General features: G+C 40.9%; 12 protein-coding genes and 1 riboswitch. Of the genes, 7 read left to right on the forward strand and 5 right to left on the reverse strand.

The features are described 5' to 3' along the window. The first annotated feature begins 9 nt into the window (after window positions 1-9). Window positions 10-1,212 carry a tyrosine--tRNA ligase gene (gene tyrS, locus ACYSNU_RS09785; protein WP_461737039.1) on the forward strand — a complete coding sequence of 401 codons (1,203 nt, stop codon included), beginning with the start codon at window positions 10-12 and terminating at the stop codon, window positions 1,210-1,212. Window positions 1,213-1,352: 140 nt separating this feature from the next. On the opposite strand, the gene pnp is transcribed toward tyrS, so the two are convergent. Both pnp and rpsO read right to left on the reverse strand, forming a co-directional pair. Then, window positions 1,353-3,485 (reverse strand): polyribonucleotide nucleotidyltransferase, encoded by a 2,133-nt coding sequence (pnp, locus tag ACYSNU_RS09790; protein WP_265456302.1) that lies wholly within the window; start codon window positions 3,483-3,485, stop codon window positions 1,353-1,355. Between the two features lie 191 nt (window positions 3,486-3,676). Then, entirely contained in the window at window positions 3,677-3,946 is a 270-nt protein-coding gene (gene rpsO / locus ACYSNU_RS09795; protein WP_265456304.1) for a 30S ribosomal protein S15, read from the reverse strand. A gap of 387 nt (window positions 3,947-4,333) precedes the next feature. On the opposite strand from rpsO, the gene def reads away from it, so the two are divergent. Next, complete coding sequence (gene def / locus ACYSNU_RS09800; protein WP_461737040.1) at window positions 4,334-4,897, forward strand: peptide deformylase; 564 nt, start codon at window positions 4,334-4,336, stop codon at window positions 4,895-4,897. A 91-nt stretch (window positions 4,898-4,988) separates the two neighbouring features. Here def and ACYSNU_RS09805 read toward each other — a convergent pair whose 3' ends face one another. Genes ACYSNU_RS09805 through ACYSNU_RS09815 form a run of 3 tightly spaced genes read right to left on the reverse strand, consistent with a single transcriptional unit; the run spans window position 4,989 to window position 6,506 of the window. Continuing rightward, on the reverse strand, window positions 4,989-5,507 hold the full coding sequence (locus ACYSNU_RS09805) for a 3H domain-containing protein (RefSeq protein ID WP_461737041.1): 519 nt from the start codon (window positions 5,505-5,507) through the stop codon (window positions 4,989-4,991). 2 nt (window positions 5,508-5,509) lie between these two features. Further along, a complete protein-coding gene (locus ACYSNU_RS09810) occupies window positions 5,510-5,788 on the reverse strand; it encodes a chorismate mutase (protein WP_461737042.1) in 279 nt (92 codons plus the stop codon). A gap of 19 nt (window positions 5,789-5,807) precedes the next feature. After that, entirely contained in the window at window positions 5,808-6,506 is a 699-nt protein-coding gene (locus tag ACYSNU_RS09815) for an NAD-dependent protein deacylase (RefSeq protein WP_461737043.1), read from the reverse strand. A 158-nt stretch (window positions 6,507-6,664) separates the two neighbouring features. Between ACYSNU_RS09815 and ACYSNU_RS09820 the strand changes: the two genes are divergently transcribed. The 5 genes from ACYSNU_RS09820 (at window position 6,665) to ACYSNU_RS09840 (ending at window position 12,910) form a co-directional block, all read left to right on the forward strand. Beyond that, on the forward strand, window positions 6,665-6,973 hold the full coding sequence (locus ACYSNU_RS09820) for a hypothetical protein (RefSeq protein WP_461737044.1): 309 nt from the start codon (window positions 6,665-6,667) through the stop codon (window positions 6,971-6,973). A gap of 156 nt (window positions 6,974-7,129) precedes the next feature. Next, window positions 7,130-7,303: riboswitch (Lysine riboswitch) on the forward strand. Between the two features lie 81 nt (window positions 7,304-7,384). Then, on the forward strand, window positions 7,385-8,986 hold the full coding sequence (locus ACYSNU_RS09825) for an ABC transporter permease subunit (RefSeq protein ID WP_461737045.1): 1,602 nt from the start codon (window positions 7,385-7,387) through the stop codon (window positions 8,984-8,986). A 48-nt stretch (window positions 8,987-9,034) separates the two neighbouring features. Next, a complete protein-coding gene (locus ACYSNU_RS09830; RefSeq protein WP_461737046.1) occupies window positions 9,035-9,772 on the forward strand; it encodes an amino acid ABC transporter ATP-binding protein in 738 nt (245 codons plus the stop codon). 177 nt (window positions 9,773-9,949) lie between these two features. After that, on the forward strand, window positions 9,950-11,305 hold the full coding sequence (brnQ, locus tag ACYSNU_RS09835; RefSeq protein WP_461737047.1) for a branched-chain amino acid transport system II carrier protein: 1,356 nt from the start codon (window positions 9,950-9,952) through the stop codon (window positions 11,303-11,305). Between the two features lie 69 nt (window positions 11,306-11,374). Continuing rightward, window positions 11,375-12,910: a helix-turn-helix domain-containing protein gene (locus ACYSNU_RS09840; protein ID WP_265456319.1), complete on the forward strand. Its 1,536-nt coding sequence runs from the start codon at window positions 11,375-11,377 to the stop codon at window positions 12,908-12,910. Window positions 12,911-12,939 lie beyond the last annotated feature (29 nt).

Below are 12,939 nucleotides of genomic sequence, written 5' to 3' on the forward strand. Positions count from 1 at the left end.
GTGGGTAAAATGCAAGCAGAAGAACAATTGGTCATGATTAAAAAAGGTGCGCAGGAAATTATTTCAGAGGCGGATTTATTAGAAAAACTACAAAGCTCTATTGTTACCAAAACACCATTGATTATCAAATTAGGGCTAGACCCTTCTGCCCCTGATATTCATTTGGGGCATGCCGTGGTGCTACGGAAGATGAAACAGCTGCAAGACTTGGGCCATCACGTTGTCTTAATCATTGGTGATTTCACCGGCCAAATCGGCGACCCGACTGGAAAAACTCAAGGTCGCCAGCAATTATCAGCCCAGCAAGTTCAAGCAAATGCCAAAACCTACGTTGCGCAGCTGACCAAGATTTTAGATTCACAAAAAACCTCCGTCCGTTTTAACAGTGAGTGGCTGGCTAAAATGAATTTCGCTGAGGTGCTGCGTTTGGCTAGCAGCACAACCATTTCCCGCATGTTAGAACGGGATGATTTTCAAACACGCTACCGTAACCAAGTGTCGATTGGGTTGCATGAATTTTTCTACCCCTTGATGCAGGCTCAAGATTCTGTGGCCATTTCAGCTGATATTGAATTAGGCGGCACCGATCAAACTTTTAATATTTTGATGGGACGGCAATTACAGCAACAGCAAAATTTAGCGAAACAGGTCGCCATTTTTATGCCGCTACTAGAAGGCTTAGATGGTGTTAATAAGATGAGCAAGAGTTTAAATAATTACATCGGCGTCAACGAAGCCCCGCGGATTATGTTCAAAAAAGTCATGGAGGTGCCAGACAATTTAATTATCAAATACTTTGAATTAGCGACAGATCTGCATCCTCAGCAGATAAGTGAACTATCTCAACGGCTGTCGGCTGGCGAAAATCCTCGGGATATTAAGCTGGAATTAGCTCTCGAAATTACCACCTTATACCACGGCCGCCCTCTGGCAGATGCGGCGGCGCGAGAATTCAAAAAAGTTTTTCAGCAGGGAGCTATGCCAGAAGATATGCCGCTGATTGAGCTTCAGCAGGCGACAACTTTGGAAAATTTACTACCACTATTAATTGAAAAGAAAATTATTGTCAGTAAAAGTGCCTTTCGTCGCCTATTGCAGCAAAACGGCGTCCATTTGAATCAACACTTGTTAGATCTTGAAGATTTATCTTTGACTATCACGACTGGCGATATTTTAAAAATCGGCAAAAAAAATTTTTACCGGTTTGATTAAAATAATTGTAGCGGCTCAGCCAGTATTTTTACTGTCACTAAGTAGCGAGGAACCAGTTTGATAAATAATACATTCTGTTTCAAATCAAAAAAACTGCTGCAAATCAGTTTTCACCGACTTGCAGCAGTCTTGTAAGGTAATTATTTTGTTTCGTCGTTTTTCTCGTCTTTTAACATGGCTTTGCGGGAAGCATTAACCCGGCCTTGTCTGTCGATTTCCGTTACTTTCACCAGCACTTCATCGCCAAGTTTCACAACGTCTTCCACTTTGTTAACCCGTTCGTTAGCTAATTGCGAGATATGCACTAATGCATCTTTGCCCTTGATTAAATTCACGAAGGCGCCAAATTTTTCAATGCGGACCACTTTACCTAAGTAAACTTCGCCAACTTGAATTTCTTTGGTTAAGTCTTGAATGATCTTGATGGCTTTTTGAATCATTTCCGCATCCGCAGAAGCGATGCTGACGTTACCTTCTTGATCGATATCAATTTTAACGCCGGTTTCATCGATGATACCATTAATGGTTTCGCCGCCTTTACCGATGACGTCTTTGATTTTGGCTGGTTCAATTTGAATCATTTCAATCTTAGGTGCATACTTGCTTAATTCTTTCCGTGGTTCTGCTAAGGTTGAAGTTAATTCAGCTAAAATTTCCATCCGCGCTTTTTTGGCTTGTGTCAAAGCTTCAGATAGAATTTGTTCAGTGATTCCTTGGATTTTAATATCCATTTGTAAAGCGGTGATACCGTCTTTAGTCCCAGCCACTTTAAAGTCCATGTCGCCTAAATGGTCTTCTAAGCCTTGAATATCTGTTAAGATGGTGTAATTTTCCCCATCAGATACCAGACCCATCGCAATTCCGGCAACCGGTGCTTTAATCGGCACACCAGCATCCATCAAAGCTAAGGTTCCGGCACAGATACTTGCTTGAGAAGAAGAACCATTTGATTCTAAGACTTCGGCTACTAAACGAATTGTGTAAGGGAAGTCTTGTTCACTTGGAATCACTTGTGCTAAGGCCCGTTCACCTAGCGCACCGTGACCAATTTCCCGACGACCTGGTGAACCGGCCCGGCCAGTTGAACCAACTGAAAATTGTGGGAAATTATAATGATGGATAAAGCGTTTTGAATCCTCCACGCCTAAGCCGTCAATAATTTGATGTTCCCCAAGGGGCGCTAAAGTCGCCGCTGACAATGCTTGCGTTTGTCCCCGTGTGAATAAACCTGAACCATGGACCCGTGGTAAGATACCGACTTCTGAAGACAATGAACGAATTTCGTCTAATTTACGGCCATCAGGACGGATTTTATCAATGGTAATTAATTCCCGAACGACATCTTTTTCTAAGTCTTCGGCAATTTGTTTGATTTCTTTGGTGATTTGTACTTGGTCAATGTCTTCTAATTCAACATTGGCATATTTTTCACCGTAAACTTCTTTAACTTTTTCTTTGACGGCTTCTATATTGTCTTCCCGAGCCAATTTTTCTTCGGTTAAGACCGCTTCCTTCATGACAGGATAATATTCAGCAAAGATTTCTTTTTTCAAGTCTGGATTGACTTCTAATAAAGTCACAGTCATTTTTTCTTTGCCGACTGCTGCAACGATTTCTTCTTGGAAAGCAACCAATTCTTGGATTGCTGCAAAACCAAAGAGTAAAGCGCCTAACATATCTTCTTCAGAAACTTCTTTGGCACCAGATTCCACCATGTTGATGGCTTTTTTAGTACCAGCAACCGTTAAGGAAATATCGGTTTGTTCGGCTTGTTCAACAGTTGGGTTTAAGACATATTCGCCATTGACCCGACCGACATCCACACCAGCAATTGGACCGTCAAAAGGAATATCTGAGATAGCTAAAGCCAATGATGAACCAAACATTGCCGCCATTGAAGGGGAGCAATCTTGTTCAACACTCATGACGATGTTGGTTACTTGGACTTCATTTCTGAAGCCATCAGCAAACATTGGTCGAATCGGACGGTCGATTAAACGAGCCGTCAAGGTCGCATCGGTGCTTGGACGGCCTTCCCGTTTGATGAAACCGCCGGGGATTTTACCGACAGCATACATTTTTTCTTCGTAATTAATGGTTAATGGGAAGAAATCAGTATCCTTGGCTTCTTTTGAGGCTACAGCAGCACTTAGTACAACTGTGTCGCCATAACGAACCAAAACAGCTCCATTAGCTTGTTTAGCCATTTGTCCGATTTCAACTTCTAGCGGGCGTCCGCCCCAGTTTGTTTTAAAAACTTGTTTTTCTGACATATTCTGCTCCTTTTTTCCAACTTGCCCTGACACGCTACTAAACAAATGAAAATCTAAAAAAATTTTCAGACTTTCATTTGGTTAGTAGAAGGTCTCTTGGCGGTTGGAGGGGTTTATTTTTGCGCCTTAAAACAGGCGGTAGATCCTACAGAAAAAAAGTGAGATCCCCTTGGAACCCCACTTTCCTTTGATTAACGACGTAAGCCTAAGCGTTGGATTAATTCGCGGTAACGTTGAACGTCAGTTTTACGTAAGTAAGCTAACAAGTTACGACGGTGACCAACTTTTTTCATTAGTCCACGGTAAGAATGGTGATCTTTTTTGTGAACTCGTGCATGCTCATTCAGGTGATTGATTTCTTCCGTTAATACAGCGATTTGTACTTCTGGTGAACCAGTATCTCCTTCATGGCGAGCGTAATCAGCGATGATTTCGTTTTTGCGTTCTTTTGAAATTGCCATGTTTTCCACCTCTTTCTAAAATATTCTCCCCATGACTGAGTAAGACGTTGGTGATTCGTCAAACCAAGTGATAGGCGGTGCCTTAGCACAGAGTATACTTTACTTGAATTTGTTAAAAAAAGCAATAGTCCGACCTGGGAAAGCCGGCTTTTTTTAGGGAATTTTTAGGGAATCTCAGAAATTGCTTTCAGTTGCTGTCCTCAGACAAAACAGCAAGCTGCCAATGATAATTTTCTTAAGAAAAGTTTTCGCTGAAAAAGCTATCGGTCAACAACTCTATACCATTGCTAAAAATTTGTGTTAAACTTAGTTCACGAGAATCAGTTAAAGAACAGCTGACCAGCTTTTTCAGGTCCATCTTTAATTGAAGGAAGGGGATTTAGAATTTTGATTACCATGGAAAATATTATCCGCGAAGGCCATCCAACCCTGCGGGAAGTCGCTAAAGAAGTCAGCTTGCCACTCTCTGATGAGGATGTGCAGTTGGGTAAAGATATGCTGGAATTTTTAATCAACAGCCAAGACCCCGTCAAGGCTGAGGAATTGCAACTAAGAGGAGGCGTTGGTCTGGCTGCTCCGCAATTAGATATTTCTAAAAGAATTATCGCCGTCCATGTACCCAGTGACGATCCGGAAAAACCAGAGCCCCAGTTAAGTGCGGTCATGTACAATCCAAAAATTGCCAGCCATTCTGTTCAAGATGCCTGCCTTGGTGAAGGCGAAGGCTGTTTATCAGTTGACCGGGAAGTGCCCGGGTATGTTGTTCGCCACGCACGGGTGACGGTCACTTATACTGACGCAACAGGGCAGCAGCAAAAAATTCGCTTGAAAAATTATCAAGCGATTGTCGTTCAGCATGAAATTGATCATTTAAACGGTGTGATGTTCTATGACCACATCGATGCTGAAAATCCATACGCCTTAAAAGATGGCGTCTTAGTTTTAGAATAAACCATAATACCAGTTCCTGACTTAATCGATGGCCACCAAAACCGAAATTTTTGGCGCTTTCCCTTAGAGTTTAAGTCGGGGAACTGGTATTTTATTTTTCCTGATATAGAATCTGCTGCTCCTGTAAGGCTTGTTTGATTTTGACTAAATCAGCCTCTGTCTGAAAGCGAATCGTGTGCAGATGAATCCCTTCTGTCAATTCTGACAGCAAGGTGGCTTCAGCTTTTTGATAGTCTGCAATAAAGCGACGAACATCTGCAAAGGTTTTAATTTGCAAATTTCCCTGCAGTTCCCCATATAAGGGATGCTCGACAATCACGTCTAAAATTTCACCGCCATTTGCCACGATTATATTCAGCTCCTCTTCCGTTTGATCCGGACCATGCTGGACGGCAATTTTTGCGGTGATGCCGCTCTCGTCACCGGCTAATAAATAACCTCTGGCGGTGGCCATAATCTGTTGGCCGCTAGCTCGCAATAAAGCCACGTCACCAACGATAATTTGGCGGCTCACCCCTAGTTCCTTGGCAAATTTTTGGGCACTGATTGGTTTTTCAGCCTCTTTTAAAGCGGCGATAATCATTTCTTTTCTTCTTTGTCCATCATTCATTGTCAACCCTGCTTTAATTGTTGATTTTGGTAATTGCGGGAGTGCTTCATCACGTCTTTAAAAGTCTCTTGAATTGCCATTTGATAGTCTTTTTGCTGAACCAGCTCCGCCACCTGCTCTAAAACCACCGCTTCTCTGGCGGAATCATAGACAACCTGACTGTCGCCTTTAATGGCGGCGATTTGGCTGACCACTGCCATTCTCTTTTCCAATAAAGCGACAATTTCTTGATCGATAGCATCAATTTTTTGCCGCTGTTCCCGTAGTTCTTCTGCCTTCATTTAGTGATTCCTCTCTTTTTCAGACTTGTTTAAATAATTCCTCAGCTGCTCCTTGATAAAAATAATCAATCAAAGGGTGCCCTAAAGGCGTTTGATTAATCGCCAAAACCTTTTGCTGCGTCTTGCCGTTGATTAAATCACAAAATGGATGCACTTGAAAAGTCGTGCCCACAATCACAATTAAATCTGCTGTCGCCACAGCCTGCAAGGCATTTTCAATGACAGTCTCTTGAAAGCCTTCTTCATATAAGACAACTTCTGGTCGGATTTGCCCGCCACAATTTTCATGAACATCGCTAATAAGATACTCTTGCCATGATACAGGTAAGCGACATTCGCGGCAATGGCAGTGATACAAACTGCCATGAAACTCAACTAATTGTTGGCTGCCTGCTTTACTGTGGAGACCATCAATATTTTGAGTGACAATCCACGTCGGTTTGCGCTTTTCAAAGGCCGCCATTTTTTGGTGAATCACATTAGGCTTGGCATCTGGATGATACAATAATTGAACAAATTCATAAAATTTTGCCGGCTCTTGGATTAAAGCCGTGTGACTTAATAAATACTCTGGTGCGGCCATTCCTTGATAGACCCCCTGCAGCGAACGATAATCTGGAATTCCCGAAGGTGTGGAAATTCCGGCGCCGGTGAGAAAAGTTATGTTTTCCGCCTGTCGCATCAACTCAATGCTTTCCTTGATTGTCATCGTTTTCATCTCATCACCTCATCTTTCCTTAGTATAGCTTAATTTTTCGGAAAAGTGATATTCTGCTGAGAATTCTTACAAAGTTTTCTCTTTGTTTATTTTTTCACCATGACAATCTCAAGGGAACGTGATAAACTATTTACGGAATATAAAGTGAGGTGAATCAAATGGTAGCATTGGCATACATTATTTATTGGGGTCTAATCCTTGTAAACATGGCTTGGATCGCATTAAGTTTATTCTTCGGTATTTTTTATTTATCCCGCAAAGAAAATGGAAATCTTTGGGTTTTCGCCTTTTTAAATGTTGTTTCCGTTATTGCATTGGGCGTGACGATGTTTGTTTTCCGTACTTGGCGGTCATACTTCGCTATTGTTCAATATTCAAGCTTAATCTGGGTGCTAATCGGTATCCTCTTAGTCATTGCTTTGGCTTACGCAATCTTAGGCCGGGAACCAAAAGAAGCAACAGCTTAATGAAAAACAAAGACAAGAATTCTTTCATCGGAATTCTTGTTTTTTTGTCTTGAAAATCGTTGCCTGTAGCAGACTTCTCAGAGAAATTTAAAAAACCATTGACATTTTTCTGAATTCACCATACACTTGCCCATAACAATTAAATATGACACACCTTATTAAGGTAGAGGTCGCGGACTTGATTAATCCTGTCGAGAAATGAGTTTTTCTATGAAGCAGAGCTAGGCAAGGCCGCCGAAATATCATCTTGACTCATCAAGCTGATGTTGGGGCGCAAATGAATAATTTGCGAACTGTCTTAGCAAATTGCTAAGTTGTGCTATGGATGTCGGTTCATGAAGATGTATACAGCCTAGTCAATTTAGCTAGGCTGTTTTTTTGTCGTGAGGAATTAAGGGAAGGAATCTACTTATGAAAAAATTTTATTTACTGCTGACGGCGCTGCTGTGTTTGATAATTTGGCCGCAAGCTGCCAATGCCACCACCTCCACAAGTGAGACTGCAACAACAAACGGTGAGTTTCGCGTGGGCATGGAGGCAGGCTATGCCCCGTTTAACTGGACCCAGCAAACTGATGCCAACGGTGCTGTGCCGATTTCCGGTGATAGCTCTTATGCTGGCGGCTATGATGTCGAAATCGCCAAGAAAATTGCCGCTGGTTTAGGCAAAGAGCTGGTGATTGTCAAAACTGAGTGGGACGGTTTATTGCCATCGTTACAATCTGGTGTGATTGATGCGATTATTGCCGGTATGTCACCGACTGAAGAACGGCGCCAAGAAATTGATTTCACTGACGCCTATTACGAATCAAATCTAGTTATTGTCACCCGCAACGATACCCGCTATGCCACAGCTACCTCTTTAGCGGATTTTGCCGGCGCTAGAATTACCGCTCAGCTGAGCACCTTTCATTATGATGTGATTGATCAAATTCCAGATGTTGAAAAACTGACGGCCTATGATAATTTTGCCGCAATGCGGGTCGCCTTAGAGTCTGGCACCATTGACGGCTATGTCAGCGAACGACCAGAAGGCGTTACCGCACAGGAGGTTAATCCTGATTTAAAAATGGTCGAGTTTGCGGATGGTGAAGGCTTCAATGTGAATCCAGAAGATGTCCAAGTCTCGGTGGGATTACAAAAAAATTCTCCTTACCTAGCGGAGATTAATCAAATCTTAGCGGGCATCTCAGAAGATGAACGGATTGACATTATGGACAATGCGATTGAAACGCAACCGGCCACCGCTGAAGATAATAGCACAGACGGAACCAGTGAAAATGCTTTTGTGCGGATTATTCGCCAAAACGGCACCCTCTTTTTACAAGGGGCCGGCATGACACTTTTTCTGGCAATTATTGGAACCTTTGTCGGCACCTTTATCGGCCTTTTAGTCGGCGTGTATCGGACAACGCCTTTAGCAGCTAATAAAATTAAACGCGGACTGCAAAAATTCTTCGGCTGGGTATTGTCGGCCTATATTGAAATTTTCCGGGGAACTCCGATGATTGTACAAGCGGCTGTTTTCTATTATGGAATGGCTTTAGCCTTTAATTTAGATATGAATCGAACTGTTGCTGCTTTAATCATTGTGTCCGTAAACACGGGAGCTTATATGTCGGAAATCGTTCGTGGCGGTATTTTCTCGGTGGACAAAGGCCAATTTGAAGCCGCTCAGGCAATCGGCATGACCCATCGTCAAACGATGCTAAAGGTCGTCTTACCTCAAGTGATGCGTAATATTTTACCAGCTACCGGCAATGAATTTGTTATCAATATTAAAGATACCTCTGTCTTGAGTATTATTTCTGTGACGGAATTATTTTTCCAAGGAAAATCTGCTGCCGGAACAAATTACATGTTCTTCCAAACTTATGCCATTATCTGCGTGATTTATTTTGTCTTGACCTTTACCATTACCCGGATTTTACGAGTAGTGGAAAAACGCATGGATGGTCCCGACAGCTATGAAGCTGCTGAAAACACTGATGTCTTAATTGAAGCAGATAAATAAGGGCTTTGATAACTGCTGATAGATTTTTTTCCTAAGAAGGAGTAAGCTATGGAAAATATTATTGAAATTAATCATTTAAAAAAAGACTTCGGTAAAAACGAAGTCTTAAAGGATATTCACTTAGATATTCAAAAAGGAGAAGTCGTGACAATTATCGGCTCCTCCGGTTCAGGTAAGTCAACGCTTTTACGCTGTATTAATTTGTTAGAAATTCCTACCAGCGGCGAAATTTTATTTCACGGGCAAAATGTTTTAACTCCCGGTTACGACTTGCCGAAATATCGGACCCATTTAGGAATGGTTTTCCAGCAATTTAACTTATTCAACAATATGAATGTGCTGGACAACTGTACTTCTGGTCAAATTTCTGTCTTGAAGCGTCCTAAAGCTGAGGCAGAAAAAATTGCTTTAGAAAATTTAGATAAAGTTGGCATGGCTCGCTTTGTTAAAGCGAAGCCTAGTCAGCTCTCCGGTGGTCAAAAGCAACGGGTAGCCATTGCCCGCGCACTTTCCATGAATCCTGATGTGCTATTGTTTGACGAACCGACTTCAGCCCTTGACCCAGAGATGGTGGGAGAAGTTTTAAAAACTATGAAGGCTTTGGCCCACACCGGCTTGACAATGGTAATTGTCACCCACGAAATGGCTTTTGCAAAAGATGTTTCCGACCGGGTAATCTTTATGGACCAAGGAATTATCGCAGAAGAAGGCACTCCTGAGGATATTTTTGTCACCCCCCGTCATGAGCGGACGAAGGCTTTCCTACAGCGGATTCTTGAGGATTAAATATTGATAAAAAGATATGTTAAGCCATATCTTTTTATTTTTTTGCTAAAAAATGATATACTTCCAAAGCAATCAAGGTTAAAAGTAACAGTTAATTTCTAATTATATTTTTATTGAATATTTTTGATTGTTTTGTTATTTTTGTCTTTAGTATTTTAAAAATTAAGGAGAATATACGTGGAACACAAGTTATCCTTTAGGGAAAAGCTTTTTATCGGCTCGATGCTCTTTGGTCTTTTTTTCGGTGCTGGTAATCTAATTTTTCCGATTCATTTAGGACAAGAGGCTGGCGCCAATGTTTTTAGTGCCAACCTGGGATTTCTCGTGACAGGAATCGGTCTGCCGTTTCTGGGAATCATCGCTTTGGCAATTAGTGGCAGTGGCAATGTCTATGACTTAGCCAGTAAAGTTAATCAACGTTATGCAAAAATTTTCACCGTTCTGCTTTATCTAGTTATCGGTCCCTTCTTTGCATTACCCCGTTTAGCAACAACTTCATTTGAAATTGGAATCGCCCCATTTATCAATGCCCAGCAACAACCTTTAGTATTAGCTTTATTTAGCGTCATTTTTTTCTTGATTGCCTGGGGGTTTGCCCGCAAGCCCACCAAAATTTTAGTGTACGTTGGCAAATTTTTAAATCCGATTTTTTTGATTCTGTTAGGTTTTTTACTGTTATTAGCCTTTATAAATCCTTTGGGCAGCATCACTGATGCCGCTGTTCAAGGTAGCTATCAAAGCGAAGCCTTCTCAACCGGCTTCACGCAAGGCTACAATACTTTAGATGCTTTAGCAGCCTTAGCCTTTGGGATTGTGATTATCTCAACCGTCAAAAATTTAGGCGTTAAAAAGGAAGCAACAATTGCGAAGTACACGATTCAATCAGGGGCCATCAGCATTATTTTGATGGGCGTTATCTACACCCTATTAGCCTATTTAGGAACGATGAGCTTAGGCAGCTTTGCCGTCAGTGAAAATGGCGGAATTGCACTGGCTCAAGTGGCTAATTATTATTTAGGGGGCTTAGGCAGTTTTATTTTAGCGCTGATTGTCATTACAGCCTGTCTTAAAACCGCTATCGGTCTGATCACCTCGTTTTCTGAAACATTTGCCGATTTATTTCCTAAGAAGTCTTACAACTTTTACATTTTAGTTGTCAGCTTCCTACCCTGTCTTTTCGCAAATGTCGGCCTGACGAAAATTATTGAATTTTCGACACCAGTTTTGATGTTTCTTTATCCTTTGGCAATTGTTTTAATCTTGCTGCCATTGCTGGAACCCTTAATTGGTTACCGCCGCTTGGTCTACCAAGTGACCACTTATTTTACGTTGTTCGCTGCTATTATCGACGGCTTAAACGCCGCACCTGCTTGGATTTCAAATTGGTCATTTATAAAAGAAATTATAAATTTTGGTAGCAATTATTTGCCTTTCTTTAATATTGGTATGGGTTGGATAATTCCAGCTGTCATTGGATTTACAATTAGTTTTATATTAGACTTAAACTTTAACAAAAGAATAAAAAAAACATAGAAAATACCTGATAACTGACTTTTTTATCAGATTCTATTAAAATGAAAGTGAATTAAAGGAGGAACTGACATGCTATATGAAGAAATAATGTTTGACTCATCTACCTTAATCCGTTACCGAATTTTCCGTTACCTAATGCAAATCAGTCGTGAAAGCTATGCCATTTCCCAATTGGCTGAGGATATGAACTTAAACTATCAACAGGCCGTGATTGACCTAACTGAAATTGACGAAGAATTATTGGAATTGAACCCGCAGCACAAAAGTATTTTACTAGGAGCTGGTAAGGTCAATTGCTTCAATCTTTCTTCAACTGTCGACGAGTATCGCTACTATCTATTGAAAAAAAGTGTGCCCTTCCAGTTCATCATTTACTTTTTAAATGAAGAACATCCAAATGTTGTCGATTTTTGTGATACCTACTCTGTCAGCCGCTCGACTGTTTCCCGTAAAATGGAAAAATTAAAAGCCTATTTGAAACAGTATAATCTGCGTTTAACTTATACTGAAGCGAATTTAGTCGGCGACGAACGCCTTGTACGGGTGATGCTGTTTAACTTAATCTGGTTAGGCACACGGGGAATTGAAATTCCCTTTAACACTGACTTAGACCGGGTGGAAGAATTGGTGGATGGCGTTTCAGAATTTTTCCCATTGAGCCTTAGCTACTTTGGCCAAATGGAAATTCGCTATTTTGCCGCCTTGTATTTAGCACGTATCCAAAAAGGTAATTTTGTAAAATACGATAAGCGCTATGACTTCTTGATGAAGAAAAACTCTTATTATGATTTTGATCAGATTGACGCCTTATCAGAAGACCTAAATATTAAAATGACGCCAAAACAAAGAAAAGCCGAAACAAGCTTTGTCTTCTTCTTAGCCCATTATGTTCCTTTCTATACAATGGAAAATGAAGCTACTCTGCAACAAACGATTTATGATTTTTCAACTCGGCCAAATCCGATTTACAGCTTGAATCAAGAGTTTTTAAACTTTATCAAGGAAGATTTATTTAAAAATCAGCCAAATGTTTTGGATAGCCCGCTAGTTATTGGGAACTTATTAAATATTGGCTTTACCTTCTATGTGACCGAGCAGCCGATTCCAAATATCCAAACTTTGGTCGTACCTGCTAAAGAGCAAGAACATGCTGAATATTTATTGGAACAAAAAATTGATGAATTTTTCACCCATGCAGAAGATAAGGATCAATACGCATTTGTTAAAAAAGTAAAACCTTATATGGTGAAATCTTATAAAAATATTCTTTTGCCATATTACAACTCCTTGGAATTCTCCCACAAAATTAAGATTGGTTTAGCAATGGAGCACAACTTTGTCTTGGTCAAATGGGTTTACCAATTCTTGGATGATTTGCGCTTTGTCGAAACAGAAACTTACCAGTCTGGCAACCGCTATGACTATGATTTGATTTTGAGTTCTTCTTTACTCTTAAAACAAAAACATCCACAATTACCAGTTTACTTCTGGGATCATTCCGGCGGTGAAGACCAGTTGATGCAGCTTTATCAATATCTGCGTCGCATTTACAACGAGAAGAATTTGCAGATTCATTTTGAAAATGCCGAAGCTTCGAAAGACTAAGCGTTACAAAAGAAAACCCACTAACCATC

It is taken from the genome of Enterococcus sp. LJL120, from assembly GCF_054871765.1.